The 22,289-nt window shown below is 43.2% G+C and carries 17 protein-coding genes and 1 pseudogene; 4 read left to right on the forward strand and 14 right to left on the reverse strand.

Annotated features, from left to right (window positions below):
* Positions 1-56: 56 nt before the first annotated feature.
* From ACSQ8P_RS21440 to leuC, 7 genes are all read right to left on the reverse strand, one after another.
* A complete protein-coding gene (locus ACSQ8P_RS21440; RefSeq protein WP_028554377.1) occupies positions 57-332 on the reverse strand; it encodes a hypothetical protein in 276 nt (91 codons plus the stop codon).
* A gap of 25 nt (positions 333-357) precedes the next feature.
* The gene (gene nth, locus ACSQ8P_RS21445) at positions 358-1,029 is read right to left on the reverse strand and encodes an endonuclease III (protein WP_436237038.1); all 672 of its coding nucleotides are present in this window, start codon (positions 1,027-1,029) and stop codon (positions 358-360) included.
* Positions 1,030-1,224: 195 nt separating this feature from the next.
* Positions 1,225-3,954: an S-layer homology domain-containing protein gene (locus tag ACSQ8P_RS21450; RefSeq protein ID WP_436237039.1), complete on the reverse strand. Its 2,730-nt coding sequence runs from the start codon at positions 3,952-3,954 to the stop codon at positions 1,225-1,227.
* Between the two features lie 30 nt (positions 3,955-3,984).
* Complete coding sequence (locus ACSQ8P_RS21455) at positions 3,985-4,569, reverse strand: GerMN domain-containing protein (RefSeq protein WP_436237040.1); 585 nt, start codon at positions 4,567-4,569, stop codon at positions 3,985-3,987.
* Between the two features lie 68 nt (positions 4,570-4,637).
* Positions 4,638-6,071 carry an N-acetylmuramoyl-L-alanine amidase gene (locus ACSQ8P_RS21460; RefSeq protein ID WP_436237041.1) on the reverse strand — a complete coding sequence of 478 codons (1,434 nt, stop codon included), beginning with the start codon at positions 6,069-6,071 and terminating at the stop codon, positions 4,638-4,640.
* Between the two features lie 282 nt (positions 6,072-6,353).
* Entirely contained in the window at positions 6,354-6,959 is a 606-nt protein-coding gene (leuD, locus tag ACSQ8P_RS21465) for a 3-isopropylmalate dehydratase small subunit (RefSeq protein ID WP_436237042.1), read from the reverse strand.
* A 69-nt stretch (positions 6,960-7,028) separates the two neighbouring features.
* Positions 7,029-8,450: a 3-isopropylmalate dehydratase large subunit gene (gene leuC, locus ACSQ8P_RS21470; protein ID WP_436237043.1), complete on the reverse strand. Its 1,422-nt coding sequence runs from the start codon at positions 8,448-8,450 to the stop codon at positions 7,029-7,031.
* 238 nt (positions 8,451-8,688) lie between these two features.
* On the opposite strand from leuC, the gene ACSQ8P_RS21475 reads away from it, so the two are divergent.
* The 4 genes from ACSQ8P_RS21475 (at position 8,689) to ACSQ8P_RS21490 (ending at position 13,152) form a co-directional block, all read left to right on the forward strand.
* Positions 8,689-9,708, forward strand: a complete 1,020-nt coding sequence (locus tag ACSQ8P_RS21475) for an ABC transporter substrate-binding protein (protein WP_436237044.1) — start codon at positions 8,689-8,691, stop codon at positions 9,706-9,708.
* Between the two features lie 11 nt (positions 9,709-9,719).
* Complete coding sequence (gene fhuB, locus ACSQ8P_RS21480) at positions 9,720-11,765, forward strand: Fe(3+)-hydroxamate ABC transporter permease FhuB (protein ID WP_436237045.1); 2,046 nt, start codon at positions 9,720-9,722, stop codon at positions 11,763-11,765.
* 148 nt (positions 11,766-11,913) lie between these two features.
* Positions 11,914-12,807, forward strand: coding sequence for a LysR family transcriptional regulator (locus tag ACSQ8P_RS21485; protein WP_436237046.1), 894 nt, complete (start codon positions 11,914-11,916; stop codon positions 12,805-12,807).
* Positions 12,808-12,840: 33 nt separating this feature from the next.
* On the forward strand, positions 12,841-13,152 hold the full coding sequence (locus ACSQ8P_RS21490) for a DUF5658 family protein (RefSeq protein WP_436237047.1): 312 nt from the start codon (positions 12,841-12,843) through the stop codon (positions 13,150-13,152).
* Here the strand turns inward: ACSQ8P_RS21490 and ACSQ8P_RS21495 are convergent.
* From ACSQ8P_RS21495 to ACSQ8P_RS21525, 7 genes and pseudogenes are all read right to left on the reverse strand, one after another.
* Entirely contained in the window at positions 13,134-14,393 is a 1,260-nt protein-coding gene (locus tag ACSQ8P_RS21495; RefSeq protein WP_436237048.1) for a methyl-accepting chemotaxis protein, read from the reverse strand. The two genes, ACSQ8P_RS21490 and ACSQ8P_RS21495, sit on opposite strands and share 19 nt — an antisense overlap.
* Positions 14,394-14,426: 33 nt before the next feature.
* Positions 14,427-15,206: a prepilin peptidase gene (locus ACSQ8P_RS21500; RefSeq protein ID WP_436237049.1), complete on the reverse strand. Its 780-nt coding sequence runs from the start codon at positions 15,204-15,206 to the stop codon at positions 14,427-14,429.
* Positions 15,207-16,485: 1,279 nt separating this feature from the next.
* Positions 16,486-16,836 (reverse strand): annotated as a pseudogene (locus tag ACSQ8P_RS21505) (response regulator); the annotation flags it as partial.
* Positions 16,837-16,871: 35 nt separating this feature from the next.
* Positions 16,872-18,761 carry a hypothetical protein gene (locus ACSQ8P_RS21510; RefSeq protein WP_436237050.1) on the reverse strand — a complete coding sequence of 630 codons (1,890 nt, stop codon included), beginning with the start codon at positions 18,759-18,761 and terminating at the stop codon, positions 16,872-16,874.
* 26 nt (positions 18,762-18,787) lie between these two features.
* Positions 18,788-19,327, reverse strand: coding sequence for a PulJ/GspJ family protein (locus tag ACSQ8P_RS21515; RefSeq protein WP_436237051.1), 540 nt, complete (start codon positions 19,325-19,327; stop codon positions 18,788-18,790).
* A 6-nt stretch (positions 19,328-19,333) separates the two neighbouring features.
* On the reverse strand, positions 19,334-19,864 hold the full coding sequence (locus ACSQ8P_RS21520) for a type IV pilus modification PilV family protein (protein ID WP_436237052.1): 531 nt from the start codon (positions 19,862-19,864) through the stop codon (positions 19,334-19,336).
* A 37-nt stretch (positions 19,865-19,901) separates the two neighbouring features.
* A complete protein-coding gene (locus ACSQ8P_RS21525; protein ID WP_436237053.1) occupies positions 19,902-22,280 on the reverse strand; it encodes a vWA domain-containing protein in 2,379 nt (792 codons plus the stop codon).
* Positions 22,281-22,289: the final 9 nt, after the last annotated feature.

Raw genomic sequence — 22,289 nt, forward strand, 5'->3', positions numbered from 1 at the left:
CATTAGATACCTCTCAGCTATACAGAAAAAAAATCTCCCAAAGGGAGATTTTGGACTTACGTGAGGGCGATTTTTTCTTTTTCCGGTAGGAAAATTTCAAAAACGTCACGATGTTGAAGAATCGTAATATCCGAATCCTTCACTTTCATCACAACAACCTCGGATTTTGTTTTCATTTTGTCTATGTAATTCTGAGGAACCTCACCGGATTCACTGACAGTTACACCTTCAATGACTTTTTCCTCATTATCGGCTAGTGGTGTGTTGATCACTTGCTCATAAATATCGGAGAACAATTCGAAGCTATTGGTATATACGGCGATGCATTTCATTTCAATCCCATCCTTTGTCAGCATTTCATTTGTTTGTAATAGTTTTCCTAGTTGGCTGTGGTTTCATACGCTTCTTCCCCTCGCGGCAGTTGTCCAATAATGGACAGAAGCTGCAATTGGGGTTCTGTGCCTTACAGTGATATCGACCAAAGAAAATGAGTCGATGATGTGTTTGCGTCCATTCGTCTCGAGGAACTTTCTTCATTAACTTCTTTTCAACTTCCAGCACGGAATCATCCCAGCCTACAAGTCCTAATCGCTTAGAGACTCGTTCCACATGCGTGTCAACCGCAATCGCCGGCACGCCGAAAGCGTTCGATACAACGACATTTGCCGTCTTACGTCCGACACCTGGTAATTCAACCAACTGCTCATGCTTCTCAGGAATTTCACCACCGAACTTGTCCAGTAGCATTTGACACAGCTTATGAATATGACTAGCCTTGTTACGAAATAGTCCAATCCGACGAATGTCTTGCTCCAATTCCTCTAATGGAACGGCTAAGTAATCTTCAGGACATTTGTACTTCGCAAACAAGTCTTTAGTAACCTTATTCACGGTTTCATCCGTACACTGAGCTGATAGCAATACAGCAATCGTTAATTCAAATGGATTACTGTGGTTCAACTCACAATACGCATCCGGATATAGCTCACCGATTGTATCCAGAATATGTCTTACTGTCTTCTGCGTCATAGCTGATCTTCCTTAGGGTCGTAATATTCTCCAGTTTAGCGAATTGTTAGGTCAGAATCAATCCTTGAAAGCGTCAAAATGCGAACATTTTCTAAAAAATAAACATTTTTTTTTGAAAATTAGCAAAAAACCGTCTGTAAGAGAAGATTGGCTTCTCAAATATAGACGGTTTTCCCTTAACATTTGTTCAAATATCTATTTTTCAATCTCAACAATTTTATCGTCTAGGATATACAGATTCAATTGATCACCAGATACATAGGAGGTTAGCGGTACAATAGTGGAACCGTTATGAAAGTAGGCTCTTGGGAACAAATTGTACGTAGTCCGATCGCCTGCACTATTAGCTTTCAAGTACAATTGGTTCAACGTAGGGCTATATTGATCAAACTCACGTTTAGAAGCTACAGCTACTTGGATAAGCAATTTATCATTGATATCCTTCATCAATTGAACACGATCCCCCACTTTAATGGAGGAGAAGCTCAAGTCCACACCACTGCCCAGTTTCACACTGTAATTGCTACCTGCATTAATGACTTGACTTTTACCTGTAAAATCTTGAACAGTCAAGCTCGTGCCTGCTGCATTTACAGCTGTTACTTTACCACGAATCGGTGTTATTAACTCTGCTTTCGTGATCGCGAGCCCTTTGAATGTCAATTTCACATAGTCGTCAATCGCCAAATCTGCGAACACGGCACTAGTACCATCGGCTTTCACAAGGGAAATACCATCTAATGCGATGGTATAATTCGTATTCGTGCCATCCATAACTGTGGCTTGTTTCAAATTCGCATTTGTTAGAAGGGTTTTATATACTGTCGTATTCGTTGTGACTATTTTAGTTACTGTCGTTTGATCATAGCTAAGCAGAAGACTTACCTTATCTCCCACTTTCAAATCAGAAAGCGTACTGTTCGGCTTATTCGCAACTTCAACAATGGGTGTAAAGTTCAGTTTAAACGTTAAGCTTTGCCCACTATCCGTTTTTAACGTTACATCGTTGGTTTGTAAATTCAATTGCGTTAACACGCCATCCAATTGAGAGGACATTTGAATACTCAACACTTTTTTATTAGAAACAAGAACATCTACATATTTACCAGCAGTAAAAATACTATTAAAAGAGCTAAACGGGAGTTTGCTGCCATTAAAATTGATCGAGATACCATCATTTAAAATATAGGCATTTGGGATTCCAGCATTATCTGTAACCGTTAAAATTTTAGATGAGTCCTTATAATCAATGATTTTGGCAAAATATAAATTTTCAATCGATCGATTTATAACTGTAATCGTTGAAACTTTATTATTCAACACGTCTAGCTTTAACTGGTCACCAGCAGCCAGATCATAAATACTTGCGTTCGCTAAACCATTAATAACAACGTTAGCATTATTATTCAATTCAAAGGCATCGACTGTCTTACCAGATGTTTTATTAATCAAAATCGTCGAATGATCGTCCGTAAATTGTTTGAACGTTCCTTCTACACTCGTACCAACATCCGCTTGCTTTTTAACGATAATCTTAACAATTTCACTATTCTTAACCGTGTATTCAACCGTATCACCAACATGTATCGCATCCACACTAATTAACGTGTTGTCTGCAAGTGTCGCAACTAAATTACTAGAGAAACCAAAAGTATCTGGCTCACCTGAAGCGGACTCAAGTAACGTCAATTGCATAGCGTCTTTATTCAACGTCTGAATATCTCCGACCGCTGTTTTGTTCACCGGAATTTGTTTAACAACGATAGATGTATATTTGTCGCTGTCCACTAATTGACTTTTACGAATTTGAATCGTGCTGCCCGCAACGATCTCACCTAAGCTAAGTCCTCGCCCATCGATATCTGTCACAGCAACATCCGACGCTAAATCGTAGCTTTCATAATCATCTAGAGTCGCTTTCATCGTGGTCAAGTTAAGTTTCAACAACTGACCTTCATGTATGTCCATGTGCAGCTCATCACTTAGAATTTCTACATAATAAGCTGTACCGTTTACTTGAACAATCGATATTTCATATGTTTCTTGCAATTCTTTTGATGAAATAGCAAGATCATTTTTGTTTCCGAAAAAAACGGTATTAGGCGAAATCTTATATGTGCTTGTATTTCCGTCTTTATCCATAAGACCAATGCTGCCGCTTGTTAAGCTTGTCAAATAACCCTTCTTAGCACGCTCTGGCAATGTAATCGAATCCTTTTGAGAACGACTTAGGAAAGCCGCCATTTGCGCACGAGTTACTGCGCCTTTTGGTTGAAAAGAACCATCCTCGAACCCATCTACGATTTTCAAAGCTACTGCCGCATTAATGAATCCTAATGCACTGCTGCTGATCTGCGTATTATCCGAGAATGATGTTGCCTGGCTCGAAAAGCTTTGTGCAAGAGAAGCTTTTCCAATGGCGCGAATAACGACTTCAGCTACCCATTCTCTCGTCGCCTTTTGTTGTCCCCAGTTGCCAACAGTTTTCGAACCTTGGCTTCTCAATTTTTCTTGTTCCGTAGTAATTAAGCCCTTTTGCAGCGCGACCGCCACATAGCTCCGTGCATATTTATCCACTAGCATGAAATCGGGAAATACGGTTTCAGTAGCCAACGTATCTACATCCGATTGCAGACCCATCATGCGGGTAGCCATAATTAATACATCTTGTTGTGTTACCGAGGTTTCCGGTGAATAGATCCCATCTCCTACTCCCTCAATAACTCCTTCTAAAGCAAGCTTGGAAATGTGGCGAATTCCCCAGTAGTCACTACTTACATCGGTAAAAGATAGACGAACATTCGCATTAGAAGCTGTCGTTGAAGTTGTTGAATTATTCACGGGTGCTGCAAGGACTGGCGTGCCTGCTAGACTTGTGATGATCAATGAGCTTACGATAGCACTCGCCAATTTCTTATTTTTCATAATCAAAGTTAACTCCTCTTCAGTTCCTATTTAGTTAGGACGTTTAATTGGGTAAGGAAGCTCCAAATGTCCCATTAAACTATCTACTTGTTTACCGTCTTTAAGTACATACAATGTTTTTACTTCTGGAAATTGAAAAATCGTCTTCTTCAGTGCTTGCAGGAATAACTCTTCCCCAGGAGCACCTAATTGCGTTTTGGGACCGAATGTAAGATCCAGCTTCATTTCACCTTTGACAGTATCGAATTTCACACTTGTGAATTTCAAATCATCGAATAAGGGAATGGCCTTCGGATCATCGCTTTTCTGAAGTGCTTTTAGCGCAGCCTCATACGCATCAGAATCCTTCTCCACACTCAAGGTGACCACTTTTTCAACGAGCTTCATTTCATCTTGGTCACTGTAATAGGCTTTTACCTGCAACTGCTTCTTAGGAGCAACTGTAGGCTTCGGCGTGATTGTTTGTGCGGTAGTTGTGGCAATTGGTGTAGAAGTTGCTTGCGGTGCCGTAGTAGCGGCCCCCGATAATTGACTTTTCTGGCCACAGGCCGTAATAGACAATGTGATGGCACTTACAAGGAGTGCTCCTTGAACTAGGCGACTTGTTTTGTTCATCTTATTCACTCCTTAGCGTTATGCCTAGACAGGCTAGCCTATTTTGATCCGCTTGATGGTCTACATGCTTACTTAAGGTTCAAATACTCCTTAATAGCGGCAACAAGTGAAGCAGCTAATTTGTCCTGAAATGCCTCTTTATACATCGCGGATTCATCATTTTTATTGGACAAATAACCAACTTCAAGCAAGACTGCAGGCATACTAGTTTTGGTGATTACGCGAAAATCTGCTTGACGAACCTTTCGATCAGCAAACCCAGTAGCAGGAACAGCGTACTTATGAATCACGTTGGCGAAATCTAAGCTCTCTGGCCTGTTATAGTATGTTTCCGTTCCTGATACAGTTGCTTTGGCACTATTTCCGTGGATCGATAAAAAGAGGTCTGCTGAAATATCATTGGCAAAAGAAACACGATCATCTAATGGAATAAAAGTATCATCAGAACGGGTCATCAGAACATGCATCCGCTTATCCTTCGCTAACAGTGCCTCTACCTTCTTCGCTGTAGCAAGTGTAAATTCCTTCTCGTGCTTACCCGTAATGGAAAGAGCACCAGGATCGTTGTCACCGTGACCAGCATCGATGATAACAGTTAATTTCCTCTCACCTATCGAAGCCTTCCATTGATTAGGAAGCTTAGTCGTTATCGTTTGATACTCCGTTGGCGCGTTCAAATCTAGAATAATTCTCACCGTAGCTGGATTATCGTTGAAATTAGAAAATCGTACTTTGGACACTAGCGGCTGCTTGGAGGGCAATTCTCCGGAATTTTTAACAAGCAGCTTCTGCAGGGAATCATCCAATGTAGTATTAGGGAAATCAAATACTAGACGTGAAGGATTCGATAAAGTTAACACCTTCGGACTTAGGGTCCCATCCTTTGCAATGACTGTAAAGTCTGTTTCTGTAAGTAAAATAGAAGTAATCACATGAACCGATGGGTCTGGCGTGATTGTGCCTGTGCCTGTGCCGCTTCCTGTGCCTGTCCCGGTAGAAGGCTTCGTTTCTGGAGGTTTGGTCTCTGGATTTGCTGTACCGCCGTCAGGAACTACAACTTCAACAGGACCCGTAACTGGTTTAGAATCCGATTCAATAGCTTTGAACATATGTACGGATGAAGTAGCGCCATCCCACTTAAATTCAATACCCAATACCTCGCCGATGAAACGCAGCGGTAGCATTGTTGAGCCATTTTCGATCTTTGGTCCTACTTCTAATGTTTCTTTTTTACCATTAATGAGTGCTGTAACATTGTTAATCACGAGCTGGATATTGATTTTGTCTTTCACGATAGTTACCTTGCTTGTGGCCTCGTCCCAGCTTACTTGAGCACCGATTTGTTCGACTATAATTCGAACGGGAACAATCGTATTATCATTCACAATTCGCGGCTGAACACCTTGGACTTCAAGCTGCTTCTCATTCATATAAAGCTTAATCGGCTTTGGCGCTTCAGCTCCAAGGGCGGTAGTTGGCAGCAGCAACAGACATGCGAGCAAAAACAAACAAAATGCAGGTAATTTCATCATTCACCTCTATGTAATGTCGGAATTGGGGGATGTGGGGACGCAACCATTCAACTAATTCTATGAAACTATCAGCTTCCTTTATATTATAGCAAAATTAACCTATACCTGACAGCGCAACCTCCTTTACTTCGACATTCTAGTAATCTATTAGACGAAGCAAATTGCCAAAAGTTGCAAGATTTATAAGTGAAATTTGAAAAATAAAAACAAAAAAGACGTACCCCACGAAGGGATACGTCTTCTGGTAATCGCTTATTTGTAAGCTAAACGTTTTTGGTGAGCTTGCTCATATGCTGTGATTTTCGCTTCATGTTGAAGTGTCAATCCAATGTCATCCAAGCCTTGCAGCAAGAATTGACGGCGGTGCTCATCCAAATCAAATTGGATTTCAAGACCGTACTCATCAGTCAGCTTTTTATTTTCTAGATCAACATTCAATTTGTATCCTTCGTGCTTCGCAGTACGTTGGAACAGATCTTCAACTTGCTCTTCCGACAATTTGATTGGCAGAATGCTGTTTTTGAAACAGTTGTTGTAGAAAATGTCTGCATAGGAAGGCGCGATGATAACGCGGAATCCGAAATCTTGAATTGCCCAAGGCGCGTGCTCACGGGATGATCCGCAACCGAAGTTCGCTCTGGAAATCAGAACGGAAGCTCCTTGAAAACGATCTTGATTCAATGGGAAATTCTCGATTACGTTACCTGCTTCATCCCATCTCCACTCGAAGAAAAGGAATTGTCCGAAGCCAGAACGCTCAATTCGTTTAAGAAATTGTTTAGGGATAATTGCATCTGTATCGACGTTTACACGATCAACAGGGCCTACAAGACCTGTATGTTGTTTGAAAGCTTCCATGTTCTCATTCTCCTTAAAGTTTTGCTATAGCAAAACTAGCATCTTAAACATTGCTTTATTTAGCCGAAATTAAGCTTGTTGGTATTCTTTGATTTCCCAATCACGAACGTCATAGAAATGACCTTTGATCGCTGCAGCAACAGCCATTGCTGGGGATACAAGATGCGTACGTCCGCCGCGGCCTTGACGACCTTCAAAGTTACGGTTGGATGTGGATGCACAACGTTGTCCTGGTTGAAGTACGTCTGGGTTCATCGCCAAACACATACTGCAGCCGGCATCGCGCCATTCGAATCCAGCATCGGAGAAGATTTTATCCAAACCTTCTTTCTCTGCTTGAATTTTCACGCGACCGGAACCTGGAACTACGATTGCTGTTACGCTTGGATCTACTGTATAACCTTGTGCAATCTTAGCTGCTGCACGAAGATCTTCAATACGTCCATTTGTACAAGAACCGATAAAGACATAATCCACCTTCAGTTCTGTCATCGGTGTTCCTGGTGTTAAATCCATATATTCAAGTGCTTTTTCAGCAGCTTTACGTTCATTCTCTGTTTCGAAGCTCTGTGGATCCGGAACTAAGGAAGTCACGCTTGTTCCCATACCAGGGCTCGTACCCCAGGTTACTTGCGGAATCAATGTGTCTGCATCAAATTCCAATACCCAGTCATACGTAGCGCCTTCGTCTGTTACAAGATTGGACCATTCTGCAACAGCTGCGTCGAAATCAGCACCTTGAGGCACATACTCACGACCACGCAGATAGTTAAATGTTGTCGCATCAGGAGCAATTAGACCAGCACGAGCTCCACCTTCAATGGACATGTTACAAACGGTCATACGCTCTTCCATGGAAAGATCACGAATCGCTTCGCCCGTATATTCAATAACATAACCAGTAGCAAAATCAGTTCCGTATTTCGCAATAACACCTAGGATCAAATCTTTTGCCGTTACGCCTGGCTTCAAGCTGCCGTTGATACGAACTTCAAGGGATTTCGCTCTCGATTGTTGCAAAGTTTGCGTTGCCATAACATGCTCAACTTCACTTGTACCGATACCGAAAGCAAGTGCGCCGAATGCGCCGTGTGTTGAAGTATGGCTATCGCCACATACGATTGTCTTGCCTGGGTGTGTAAGACCAAGTTCAGGTCCCATAACGTGAACAACACCTTGATCTAGGCTGTCCAAGTCAAAAAGTGTAACGCCGAAGTCACGGCAGTTTTGTGAAAGTGTATCGATTTGTTGCTTCGAAATCGGATCAGTAATATTGAAACGGTCCTTCGTTGGCACGTTGTGGTCCATTGTTGCGAAAGTTAAGTCAGGACGACGAACTTTACGACCGGACATGCGAAGTCCTTCGAAAGCTTGCGGTGAAGTTACTTCATGTACTAGATGCAAATCAATATAAATAACGCTAGGCTTGCCGTCTTCCTGGTTAATAACGTGATTATCCCAAATCTTCTCGAACATTGTCTTTTTACTCATACCCAGTCACCTCTTGTCATTATCCGCATTAGTTTGCTAATGTCTTACCCTCATATAGTACTTTAGCACGGATCGCGTCATAGTTCCAAGATATAATAACTATAAGCTTGATAGATTATTCCTATAAAATAGATAACAGTTGACATTATAATTGATAATGATTATCATTCTCTTAGCGATATCGAATTGGCCATCGATTCACCAATCATATGAATACATAAACTTAGGGGGAATTATTGTGCGAAACTTTATTAAACCAGTTACTTTTACGCTTTCACTCATGTTACTTTTCATCACAGCAGCTTGTGGAACTACCACTTCTACACCTAGTCCAGCTTCATCAGTTCAGCCTGCAGCTTCAGCAGTTGCTACACCTGCAGCAGATGCAGTGAAAACTATTACGCATCCACTAGGAACAACTACGATTAAAGGTACACCGAAGCGCATTGTTACATTAGAATGGGCTTATACCGAGGATGTACTTGCTCTGGGAATTCAACCTGTTGGTCAAGCTGATACGAAGGGGTACAACACATGGGTCAACGTGAAACCAGCACTAGATGCCTCCGTTGTTGATGTGGGTACACGCCAAGAGCCTAACTTAGAGACAATTACAGGATTGAAGCCAGATCTTATTATTACAAGCACTTTGCGTTCAAGCAAAAATTATGAGGCGCTTTCCAAAATCGCCCCAACGATCGTATTTGAATCCTACCCAGCTGAAGGAAAAGGCGATCAATATGAAGGTATGCTAACTACATTCAAGACAATTGCTGATGTCACTGGCAAGAAAGCTGAAGGAGACAAAGTCCTAGCTGATCTTGATAAAGCGTTCGTGGATACGAAAGCGAAACTAGCAGCTGCGAAAAAAGAGGGAGCGGAGTTCGCTTTAACGCAGGCGTTCAGTAACCAAAACAATGCAGATCTTCGCATGTTCACCGACAACTCCATGGTCGTTCAAATTTTGCAACGCATTGGCTTGAAAAATGTATTCAAATCCAGCAAATTTGAGTTATATGGATTCTCTACTGCTTCTGTAGAAGCGTTACCTGCTGTTCAAAATGCGAACTTCTTCTATATCGTTCAAGACACGGATAATGTATTTGAAAAACAATTAAAAGATAATGCCGTTTGGAAAGGCCTTGCTTTTGTTAAAGAAAACAAAACTTTCAAACTCCCAGGCAACACATGGACTTTCGGTGGTCCATTATCAGCTAAAGTTTTTGCTGAGCTTGCTGCTTCTGCATTGACCAAATGATCCAAGCTGCGATGAAATCGAAAACTAACCGTTTCGCTAATATCGAGTGGAAATCACTTCTTGTGTTCGGAGGCGGACTGCTTGCACTCTGCCTTCTCCTTTTTCTCAATTTGACACAAGGAGAAGCCAATATTACTGTTCATACGGTCATACAAGCTTTGATATCTCCACAAGATACCCCCGACCATCATATGGTGCGGGGGCTTCGCATGCCGCGCGCTGTCATAGGTATGCTTGCAGGTGCTGCCCTTGCTGTAGCAGGAGCACTGCTACAAACGGTTACCCGCAATCCCCTCGCCTCCGCTTCAACACTTGGCTTGAACGCAGGCGCATATTTCATAATCGTTTTGGCGGCGGTATTTTTCCCGGCACTGAAGTCTGATCATTCCTTACTTCTAGCGCTAATCGGTGCTTGCGGAGCTGCTTTGATGGCCTACTTCATGTCGGGTGGTCGCAAAAGTTCACCACTTCGAATGGCACTTGCCGGAATGATCGTAACGCTTGTTCTTTCCGCCTTCACAAGTGGTCTGCAAATTATGTATGAGAATGAAACAAATGGCTTGTTCATGTGGGGATCAGGCGCGTTAGGACAGAACGATTGGCAAGGTGTCCAATATGCGCTCCCTTGGATATGCATTGGACTTGTCGTTGCCTTCCTTTTCAGCCAAAAGCTAGATATGCTTGCATTAAATGAAGAAACTGCTATTTCACTAGGTGAAAATGTAAATATGGTTCGGATAGTGGCCCTTGCCTCTGCCATTCTACTTGCCGGCGTTACAGTAAGCGTAGTAGGACCTATAGGTTTTATCGGCCTAATCGCACCTCATCTAGTCCGATTAATAGGCTTACAACGTCATCGACTATTGATACCAGGCAGTGCCCTATGGGGAGCTGTCGTTTTACTTAGTGCGGATATGGTTGCCAAAATGTTTCGAAGTACACTCGGAGAGCTACCCGCGGGTTCCGTTACCGCTTTACTTGGTGCTCCATGGTTAATCTGGCTTGCGATTCGTGGCTCCAGAATGAAATCTTCAGCTGAAAGCAGCTCGATGAGTGTCGGTTATGTCGGCACTAAAATTCCGTATCCCATTTTAGTTTTCGTATCTAGCGCTGCTTTAATTTTCATGTTGCTCTACGGATTAACTGCCGGAGCCCTGCGTATCCCCTTTGCTGAAGTTATCGCCGTAATAACCGGCCATGGCGAGGAGATGGCTCGCAATGTTATTCTGAGCTTGCGTCTTCCTCGCATTCTCGTTGCTGCTCTCGCCGGTGCCTCCTTAGCTGTCGCAGGCTCGATGATGCAAGGCGCTGTTCGGAACCCACTTGCGGATCCTTCCGTTGTAGGTGTTACCTCCGGAGCTGGGATGGGCGCCTTGTTGGTCCTAACCATTTGGCCATCTGCTCCCGGTACTTGGGTGCCCGTTGGCGCCATCATAGGCGCGCTCCTCTCTGCTGGAAGCGTGTATGCCTTGGCTTGGAAAAAGGGGCTGAATCCCGTCGTTCTCATTCTCATCGGGATCGCCGTTTCGGCACTTGGCTCGGCTATCATCCAATTTCTTGTCATTCAATCGAAGCTAGGTGCTGCTCCTGCACTTACTTGGCTAGCTGGCAGTACTTACTCTAGAGGATGGAAAGAATGCATCCAACTCCTGATCACGACAGTTATTTTACTCCCAAGTGCATGGCTGCTAGGTCGACGTGTAGATCTGTTGGCCTTCGGTGACCACGTGTCTCTTGGACTAGGCCTTAAGTTACAGAAAACAAGACTTATCTCAGCAATAATTGGTGTGTTTGTTGCTGCAATTGCCGTTGCTTGTGTCGGCACCGTTAGTTTCATCGGTTTACTCGCTCCCCATGCGGTGCGTCTATTCTTGGGGCAACATCACCAGAAGTCTGTTGTCCTTTCGGCCATTCTAGGCGCTATATTGCTTACAGGTGCTGATATCATTGGTAAAACGATTCTCATACCCAAGGAGATTCCCTCTGGTATCGTTGTAGCTATCATTGGCGCTCCGTATCTATTATTCCTTATGTATAGAAGCACAGTTCGCAAATAGCGATAAATAACCATAAACGGCAATGAAACTGGATGAAACCAGTCGTCATTGCCCTTTATGGTTATTTATTCCTATGTTCACCTTGTTTCACCCCAAAAAGCTTGATATGATAACCTTCAAGACATCTATAAAGGAGACACTTCTTCGCATGGAATTACGTCAATTACAGTATGCCATCCAGATCGCCATAGAACGGAATTTCTCACGTGCAGCGGAGAAGTTACATATTGCCCAACCTTCATTAAGCCAGCAATTGTCTAAGCTAGAAAAGGAACTCGGTGTTCTATTATTTCAACGCAGTACGAATTCAGTTGAGCTGACCCACGCGGGTTCCCTCTTTGTAGAGAAGTCACAGAAAATTCTCGATATGATCGAGGGGCTCAAAAAAGAAATGGAAGACATTTCTCAAATGAAGAAAGGCCGCCTAGTGATCGGCAGTATGCCAATTACAGGCTCAACTATTTTACCTTTCGTGGTGCCTGTCTTTCAAGCAGCTTATCCAGATATTGAAATTTCGCTCGTCGAAGAAACTTCATCCAACCTGGAAACCTTAACGGTGAATGGTCAAACCGATATTTCTCTTCTATCCTTGCCTTTACGTGAAGAATCTCTCGTATATGAGACTTTATTAGAAGAAGAAATCATCCTTGCCGTTCCGCCGCTGCATCCATTAGCATCCAGCAAGGAACCCATACGAATATCTCAATTGGAAAAGGAAGCATTCATCGCTTTGAAGAAAGGACAAGGTTTCCGAAAACTGACCCTTGATCTGTGCCAGGAAGCTGGATTCACACCGAATATTGTCTTTGAATCGAGTAATATGGAAACCGTGCAATCGCTTGTTGCTGCTGGGATGGGGATCGCTTTCGTACCCTACTTGATTTCGAAAAGAAGCTTACATGAGCTTTCTCCCGTAAACGTTGCCTTAGAGGGCAGACCAACGCGCAAGCTTGTTATTGCTTATCGCAAAGGTCGCTATATTTCTAAAGCTGCTGAAGCATTTATCTCCACAATGAAAGAGGTTATGCAAACGATTTGTTAGCATAACCTCCCAATGCCAAAAGGAGTGGTCCCTTTGAGTCGAAATTTAATTATTTTCCTATGTATTGCTAGCTTAATGGATGCAGGACTAACGGACATGGGTCTCCGGTTGCAATTAATTGGTGAAGCCAATCCGATTATGGCTTTCCTATACGAACATAGCTACATTGCCTTCTATGGCATTAAAATCATTCTCCCCCTTTCGCTCTTCTTTATTGCAGCAAAAGTAGGCAAACGACTGCTCATCAACAACTTGTTCCGCCTCTCTACCGTCATTTATTTGGGGATTCTCCTCTTGCACGCTTACTGGATCTCAGCTTCATTCTCTCAAAGCTTGAATATCTGAATCGTGCGCTGCAATTGGGTTACCATTCGAAGCATTTGCTCAGACTGAATAACAACAGCCTTGACGGAACGCGTTTGTTGTACCATCGAAGTAGATACCTGCTCTGTACCAGCAGCCGATTGCTGGGTAATCGCTGAAATATTTTCCATGGTGCCTGTAATGAACTGGGCTGCATTCAGCATCTTCTGACTTTCTCCCGTAAACTCACTCATACGCTGCGTAATGAATTGAATACTTTCAACCATCTCACCGAATATTTTTTCCGTTGCTTCTATGGACTCTGTCTGCCTGCGAGCAATTTCCTCATTGATCTGAATATTTTTCTGGGCCATTTTTATACTATTCTCAATGTTGTGTACCATATGAAATACGCTCTTGGCCGATTTAGATGACTCTTCAGCTAGCTTGCGAACTTCTTGAGCAACAACTGAGAACCCTCTTCCATGCTCGCCTGCACGCGCTGCTTCAATGGAAGCATTTAAGGACAGCAAGTTGGTTTGTTCAGCAATTTCAGAAATTGTGCGTGTAATGGAGGAAATACCAGCCGCTTCCTTTACTAGATCATCAATCGTCCCCGATACATTACTTGTCGCAAGCACGATATGAGAAACACTCTCGGATTGACTTTCTACCGCTCTCATTCCTTTTTTTACGAGATCGAGCGTTTGACCGCATCGATTATTCATCTCATGTGTGGAATCCACATAATCCGTGATTTTGGTTTCGATTTCCTTTACGACGGAAAAGCTTTTAAAAACACCAGATGAAATCTCATTAGCTCCCTCAGCTAGTGAAGTGACCGAGCCTGTTGCTTCAACAATCATCGTGTTAATACCTTCGTTTTTATGGTAAATATCACGACTTGAGTCTGCTACATGCTTCGAAATCGAAGCCGTTTCATTTAGTAACTCCTTCAATTTCACGATCATGGCATTAAAAGATCGCCCCATATCGCCTAGCGCATCCTTGGAGGAAGCATCCACGGTTTGTGTGAAGTCTCCTTTGGCAATATTCATCGCGACACGAGTTACATTATCAATGGGCTCTGTTAACGCCTTTTCCAAGAAGCGTACATAAGGAAAGCTAAACACCATTAGGATAAGTGACGAAGATAAAGCAAAAAGGATAGAAACATCTGCCGTTAACATAAGAATAAGGATAATAACGGTGTAGAAGGCAACAACAGTATAATATCCGAGCTGCAGCTTAGCACGAAACGATTGAGCTAGAAACCAGTTCATAGGAGTACGACCTCTCTTTTACAAAATGTAGTTTTACTGCCATACGATGAGGTCCATATACCACGTCATCAATGGGTCTCCGAAACAAAAACAGATGAAACCAGCGACAGCGATGAAAGGACCATAAGGAATTGGTGAACGCCGATCCAGTTTACCTGAGGCGATTAGAGCCACACCGATGACGCTGCCGAGCAGCGCCGACAGAAAAATGCATAACAGCACGAGCTTGATTCCCATGACGAGTCCTACTAAAGCCATCAATCGAATATCTCCAAAGCCCATAGCCGGCTTCCCCATCCAAGTTGCGACGAGAGATACAGCGAGCAATGTACCCCCTCCAATTACGAATCCCAACGCATAATGCCAAATTGGCAGAGGATGAACGAACAATCGCATTCCCGCAAATAACAGCATGGCTGGATAAATGATTTTGTTGGGCAGGAGCATATAAGCCAAATCACTCACTGTCAGGATGAGAAGCACAGATACAAGTGGATAAGCAATCCATAGTTCATTTACGCTGACCAAAAAGGGAAGAGAGGCAAATAGGACACCTCCTGCTAACTCTCCAACGATATACACAGGGGATATTGGTGAACCGCATGTGTGACATTTCCCTCTTCGGATAAACCATCCCAAGATCGGAATTAAATCAATCGCGTTAAGCTGGCGCCCACAACTTCCGCAGCTAGATCGCGGGGCAACGACGGATACACCTTTGGGTACCCGAAGCCCCACGACATTAAAGAATGAACCAAATAACGCACCCACTATGAACAATAGAATTGTGTAACTCCATGCTTCCCACCCCATTGCCTAACCCCCTCTAGATGTCTAACCTTCTTAAAACCTTACTTTAGAAATCTGCTTTCTTGGCATATTCACGATTGCTCACGGGTGCAGTCCCCAATTGAACCTGCAGCCAGGCAGCTAATTGATTAAAGCTTTCAATCGTAACCGTAAGGGATTGTTTTTGCCCACCTGCTGTTGTCATATCAATTTCGATTTTATTCTCAGCTTCTGTACAAACGACTAGATATTGCGTCATCTCTCCGTTCAAATCCTCGCTCCAATTACACATAACACTGCTTGTGAAATTTTTCATTGGTCCATTCCCCCTGAATAAATTAATGATCTTGCCGCCATTCACAGCTTTAAAGCCAACTTTATTCACGTCAGTCGCTTCCTGAGATTTTGAAGGTGTACTTACGGGAACTTCCTCTTTTGAATCTGGAACTTCTATGACAGGATCTTTCACTTCATAAGCAGAGTCTAATGTTTCCATCTCCATAGTTATCTCATTAAGGTCATCTATGCTAAGTTCAATTGACCTCGAATCTGTATCTTCAATAATTGATTCGACAGCTTGCTCTGCGACAGGGTAGTTATCCGTTATTGAAGGGGCCTCGTACGCAATAAAGTTTTCTTCTTTCTTTTGCTGTTGCTCCAGCTGCCATTCCTGCTCTAGATCACCCTGCATCACAGCGGCAAGCCTCTCCATTTCCAAGAGTCGATCCTCTTCTTCAGTCGTCTGTGATTGTTCAGGCGTCTCATGCATTTGTATGGGATCCGATGATACCTGAGCAACTTTAGATTCCTCAACCTCGGCAAACGCGAGTAAAACTTCCAGTGCATTGACAACCTGAGCAGGTTTTGCTGCAACTTTCCTTTCCTCCGCGGCATAATTCTTGATTTGGGATTCTGGTTCTGGTTGTGGTTCTGCTACCGATTCTGGTTCTGGTACAGACTCCGTTTCTATACTACTTTGTTGGAGTTCAACGACTTCAAGAACCTGCTCTTCCTCATGAACCAGCTTACTTACTATCTCTTGGTTGGAAACGCTGCTCGATGAGACTTCATTCATCATTTCCTGATCTTGCTTCGTAAGAAGCAACTCCTTCGGCTCTGCATAACCTTGATCAACGGCATGTAAATTTTCTACTGGGACGGTTGCACCTTCGGCTAAGTTAGCCTGCAATTCCAATTCCTCTTTCTCAACGGTCGCCTCTACAACCTCAATTTCTACGGCAACAGCTTCCGTGCGCTGCATTTCTTGCGGTATTAGATGGCCTATTACACGGGGAACACCATATTTTCGAACAATTTCATTCACGCGATTGGGTTTAAAAGGTTTCATCACATAGCCATTTGCCCCAGCTTTCAATGCATCTGAGATGAGATCCTGCTGACTCATGGCCGAACAAATGAGAACAACTGCAGATGGATTGAGTTTACGAATTTCCTTCATCGCTTCAATTCCGTCCATTTCGGGCATCGTAATATCCATCAGAACAATATCTGGCTGAAGTTCCTCATACTTCTGTACGGCCTGTCTACCATTCTCTGCTTCTCCAACCACCTCATGACCGTATTGCTTCAAAATATCAGTCAACATTTTCCGCATAAATTTTGTATCGTCAACGACTAGGATTTGGAATGACATTGAAGGTACCTCCTTCCAGAATGGTTAATCTGTAGTTACTTGATGTATTTTACGTTTTTCACAAACACGTTGAAATTGTCTGTCGTAGGAATGCCGTCTGGCGGTTGATCATAGAGATTATCATCATAAAAAATCTGAAGCCTAGATGGTTTTGAATTGTCCAATTGCACTTCAGGTACTTCTCTACTCCAGGGTGCACTACCTTGATACTTAGAAACGGAGCTTCCACCTGTAGTCAGTTCACCTCTCACTGCATTAAGTTCTACACCTCCTGAACCGCCATGTATACCGCCAGTCAGCCTCATCTTCGAAATGACTCCATATAAGCGAATTCCTTGCTTCGTGTAGAAGAAAGCGCGAACATTCTCATCATCCGTATTTGTGCTATTTCCCAGAACGATCTCCCCAGAGGCGACAACAATAAGCGGTGTTAAGGAAGGGTCTGGAGTCTCCTCCGTGTTTTTATTAATAGAGGTCATCTGCTTTAACTCAACGTTACCCTGTACATACACGGTACCTTGCAACCATACATTTCCAATGATCTTCAGATCACCTTTGATATACATCGTGCCATTTGGAAAACGAAATCCATTATTCAATGTCACATTGCCATCAATGGCTAAGAATTTCCCTGGTTCCACCGAAAGTTCGCCTCGGAGATCCGCCGCTACTAAATTAGGATCCGGTGACTTCACATAAAGGGAACCATTCTTCAGTTTGAGTTTCGATGCGTCATTCGCCATGGTAAGCACACCATTATTAATGAACAGGTCGGCCTCATTCGTGACTGATGCTTCATCAAATACATTTACCTCACCATCAACAGTTACCCATTGATCGTTGAACAGCTTACTCATTGTCAAATCTTGAAACAATGGCGGTAATTCAATAATTGCTGGATCCGGGGCTGAATACCCACCTAAAGCTGCTAACTTGGCTGCTAAATCAATCTGTGTTTTACTAGTGACAAACCCTTCTACATCTACTTCAACGTCAGCATCTAGGGTTGGATCTTCTAACGGAAAATATTGCGGTCTAAAATAGTCGGGTTGCACAAATTCACTTGTTTGCGTGAGCGGCGGAAATTCAGTTAATCCATCCGATCGGGTAAAATTGAACTTCCCTGGCGCTATAGTATCGCTGTCTCCGTCGACTCGAATGAAACCGCGAATCTCAGGCCGTCCTGTTTGAATCCCATATTTACTTCGATTTGTACCGCTGGTTGTGCCTGTAAATAAAGCCTCATCCCGAACATACAAATGTTTGGCTACATAGATATCTCCTTTAATCGAAGGTGTACCATTAAGTACCAAATCACCTCCCGATGAGACCGGATATCGAAACACGGGGTTAATCGTACTCACATAAACGGTCATCTCTTTCGTAACAATGGTAGTCGGAGTGCCCGCCATCATACCTCGAGAAGTTATCGTGAATTTGCGAACGTACGGAGCGTCAGGGATTGCCAAAGGCTTTTTCGTCGGTGATTCTGGATTCGTGGGCTCTGCAAGAACAATATCGACTTGATAAGTCCCTTTCTTCGCTTCTATGACTTCCCCGTTCTTATCATTTGAATGATGAGAATCACCTACATGCTTATCAATAAATGGAAGCATCAACACCAGTTGATTCTCTACATTGCGAACGCGATTCCGATAGTTTGTTCCCCCAATCGTTTCACCATTGGCAACGGCTCTGCGGATTTGGGCAAGTGTATCATCCAGCCCCTTCTGTGCGATCGCCTCCGCTTGAACTTTTGACTCAGTTGTGGCTGCTTGAATAGCGCCTCCACGAAGTACACTCATGAGGATAAGACCCATCATGGTCATTAAAACAACAGCAAGTAAAGCAATGACTAGCGCTGAGCCTTCCTCGTTCTGTTTCCTCGACTGGAGGCCATTATAGCCTTCTTTCCTAGAGTTCAATACATGCCTCCTCCAATCCGTTACATTTATTCATTACGGAATAGTGGGATTTGCGAATTAATGACCAGCTTCGGGTTGTCTGCTAACTTAAACTGATTCGCATTAATTCTGGCATACTCAAGCGTTACTTGAACACGATCATGATTTTGACTCGCTTCACTTAAGCTGCCTTTTTGAATGGTAAAATTGCTTCCCAATTGGAAAACACGTTTAACAACATTCGTTCCAGCTTCCCTAATTTCGATTTTTCCTCCGCCAGTTGGATTCGGTATGACTTCCATTTCATAGAGATCAATATAAATGTTCGGGTCATCATTCTTTTTCGCATAACGAATGATCTTCTTATCCGTCCCTTCATCTTGAACGTAGATCGCTTCTTTCAACTCCGAAATAATCTGACTGTATAACCCGTCTCCTTGATTACGCATCTGGGTTTCCATCGTGACTCGTTTATACATCGACACGCCCATTAGCATAAAAGAGTACAGGATGGAGGCTACCATGCCGAAGATCAGCAAAGCAGCCAGTAGCTCAATCATGGTCATCCCTTTCTCATTGCGCTGCATGTGGCGTTACCACCTTTTGATAAGATACGTATCGAGTGTCGTTGATGCTTTTACTGAAGGTGCATCTAGAGAATCTTCATTCGACCAATACACGGTAACGAACATTTGGGCCAAATAGTCGTCCGAATCATTGCGAAACGGATCCGAAGCTTCCCAGCGAGAATAGCTCTTATCAAGTTCAACCAAATATCGATACGTGGTGCCATTGATCTCCGTTGAGTCCAATCTACCTTTCATTAACTCAGATCCATTACTCGATAAGTCACCCGAAAACTTGGGACTGCTTGCCAGCTGGGACAGGATGGCGCTATCATACCCATTCTTGAAATAATCCCGCAGCTCAGCTGCTTTCAATCGAGCTAAGTTGGCACCGATAATTTTGCGGCTCTCTTGCGCAGATTTATCAACAGCTGAGGTGAAATAGCCCATCAACGTGACGCTGATAATTGACATAATCGTCACAGCAATCAAGATTTCCACGAGTGACATACCGTCTTCATTAAGGTGAACTTGCTTCCGACGTTCATTGCGGCGCACCGTAAGTCCTCCTCACTACCTCACCGATTTCGCCAGTCTAGTTGTTATTTTGCTCGGTATCGAATTTAACCATCAGTGGTTGTTGCACCATTTCAACATTCGAACTGTCGACTAGTTTTAAGAACACATAATACGTTCCGGATGTCGTGTTCGTTTTGGTTGTCACCGTTAAGCGCTTCGAAGCCAGTGGCTTCCATTCACTTGCTTCTGGCATCGCCGATGTTTGTTTAATCACGTAATACATATTTTTCAACGTGAAGCCATGCTCTACGTGACTGCCGAAAGTACGATCAGTGACAGGATACTTCTCATCTACCACAGCAACACTTACCGGTTTATCTGAAATATCACCAGCATTATAATTCATGCCTTTGAGCGTAGCTGTTGGACCTGGATTTATAACGAAATATTCAGGCGCTTGTGCTGTTGAAGTTGTCCCTCCGATGGAAGTCGCTTCGAATTGAATTTGATGCCAGCCTTGGCGCTTCTCCACCGTATCGAAACCTGTCACATCGCTTAATCGAAACGCATAGGTATTACCATTCTTAGTCATTTTCGATGAGCTCGAAGAAATGGAATACGATTTATTATCGAACCAGACTCTCACACTTGTTACTGGACTTAGATTATCGGTTGCCGTGATATAAATGATGCCATCATCCGTTGGATTAACAATATTATGGCTCCAGCTAATCATAGGCCCTGTGCTATCTAAGGAAACATTACCGGTTGCGACTGCCCCAGCAATCGGAATCGCAGCACTGCCACTAATCGCATTCGTGAATGCACGCGTCATGAAATTCACACCATTACCATCAGGAATAACCACACCACTAGTTGTTTGTGATTGCCAGCTGCCGTTATCAACAGAGATCTCATAACCTGCAACATAAGCCCCTTGGAAATCATCATTAGCATAAACGGTTGTGCTCGGCAGTTGTGTGCTTGAGCCCGACACCGACCGAAGTTTCCCTGGACCCATATGCCAACCATTTTCATTAATCGGCTTCCCATTCCCATCAACGAGTTCATAGGTTGCTGGTGCTGTTGGCTTCAAATCAAATTGTTCTGTCGTACCATCCTTGTAACTAATGCGAACAATAGAATGGACTTCTGTATCAATAAAACGGATATCCGAGATGGCTACCTTCTTATTATTGATCGTCCATTGCTTTTGTTTATCACTAGCTCGTAAACGTTGAAGCTCTCCTTGACTATTCCCGATATACACATTGCCATATTTATCAACCACACGAACACTTACAGATATCTGCGTACCAAAATTAATATTGAACTGTCGATTAGCATTACATGCATCCTTATAAGTCACCTTAGCATCTTGCAGTGGATAGTCACCTGCTGCTGTATCTGGAATTAATTTAATGGAGAGATCGATCTTATCCTGGTCAAAAGGAAAATTAATGTCCCCTACGTTGACCACAACTTCATGTGTTGCAGCTTCATATTTTACGTTCGTAGCATTCTCACCAGGTGCTAAGATGAACCCCGCTGGAATGGGTTGACGAAGCGTTACCGTTTTGAGTTGAGCTGGCGCTTCAATGGTTTTGGCAATGTTATCAAAAATTGCTGAGAGTTGGCTCGCAGAGCTCGCTTCGTAAGCCATTCCACCCGTCTTTGTTGCAATATATTGCAACAAATCTAGATCAATTTCATCGGAACCAGCTGTAGCCAACGCAATCGTATACACTTTGATACCAAGACCTGCTAGTACATCAGCATCGGCTCTTGCAGCATTTGCAGCACTTGTTTCTCCGCTTTTTTGTTTATTCCTATCGTTCTCATCCGTCCAAACCGTTGCTTTGCCGTCTGTTAGCAAAATAATTTGTTTCACGGGCTTCGTTCCACTCGCCGTTAACATCGTCTTCGCCTTCTCAAGACCATCGTCAATATTGGTAGAACCATCAGCTTTAAGTTTGTCAATTTCGGTCTGTACTTTCTCATATTCCGTTGACAAATCATACACTTTTGTAGCATCAGAGCTAAATTTTATAAGTCCTAAGCGATCACCCATGTTTACGGTTTTAAATTTATTAGTTAATGTTGCTGAAGCACTCTTCAGAATATCTAGACGAATAGGCGTTCTGCTATTATCTTTGTCCATATGGAAGGCCATACTTCCAGATACGTCCGCTACAAAAGCAATATCAACCGCATCCCGTGTTTGCGTTACTGTATGTGTGCCACTCGGGTCTAGCGTGTAATTAATAGTAACCAACTGATTGCGTTCAACACTTGTTACGGGTACATTTCCCACACCGCTAATAGCTAAGCAACCATTGTCTACCTCAGTCCCATAAACGGTATTCGTTCCAACGAAGACAGGAAGCATAGTCGTGAGCAACATTCCAGTTAACAAGATTGCACTTTTCTTTTTCGCTTTTTGATACCAATGCATAGTTACGAA

The sequence above is a fragment of the Paenibacillus sp. LjRoot153 genome, assembly GCF_964253085.1.
GTDB lineage: Bacteria > Bacillota > Bacilli > Paenibacillales > NBRC-103111 > Paenibacillus_E.

Coding starts and splice junctions, on each gene's coding strand:
- ACSQ8P_RS21450 (WP_436237039.1), bottom strand. CDS start 3,954: ATGAAAAATAAGAAATTGGCGAGTGCTATCGTAAGCTCATTGATCATC.
- nth (WP_436237038.1), bottom strand. CDS start 1,029: ATGACGCAGAAGACAGTAAGACATATTCTGGATACAATCGGTGAGCTA.
- ACSQ8P_RS21485 (WP_436237046.1), top strand. CDS start 11,914: ATGGAATTACGTCAATTACAGTATGCCATCCAGATCGCCATAGAACGG.
- fhuB (WP_436237045.1), top strand. CDS start 9,720: ATGAAATCGAAAACTAACCGTTTCGCTAATATCGAGTGGAAATCACTT.
- leuC (WP_436237043.1), bottom strand. CDS start 8,450: ATGAGTAAAAAGACAATGTTCGAGAAGATTTGGGATAATCACGTTATT.
- ACSQ8P_RS21495 (WP_436237048.1), bottom strand. CDS start 14,393: ATGAACTGGTTTCTAGCTCAATCGTTTCGTGCTAAGCTGCAGCTCGGA.
- leuD (WP_436237042.1), bottom strand. CDS start 6,959: ATGGAAGCTTTCAAACAACATACAGGTCTTGTAGGCCCTGTTGATCGT.
- ACSQ8P_RS21525 (WP_436237053.1), bottom strand. CDS start 22,280: ATGCATTGGTATCAAAAAGCGAAAAAGAAAAGTGCAATCTTGTTAACT.
- ACSQ8P_RS21455 (WP_436237040.1), bottom strand. CDS start 4,569: ATGAACAAAACAAGTCGCCTAGTTCAAGGAGCACTCCTTGTAAGTGCC.
- ACSQ8P_RS21515 (WP_436237051.1), bottom strand. CDS start 19,327: ATGCAGCGCAATGAGAAAGGGATGACCATGATTGAGCTACTGGCTGCT.
- ACSQ8P_RS21500 (WP_436237049.1), bottom strand. CDS start 15,206: ATGGGGTGGGAAGCATGGAGTTACACAATTCTATTGTTCATAGTGGGT.
- ACSQ8P_RS21440 (WP_028554377.1), bottom strand. CDS start 332: ATGAAATGCATCGCCGTATATACCAATAGCTTCGAATTGTTCTCCGAT.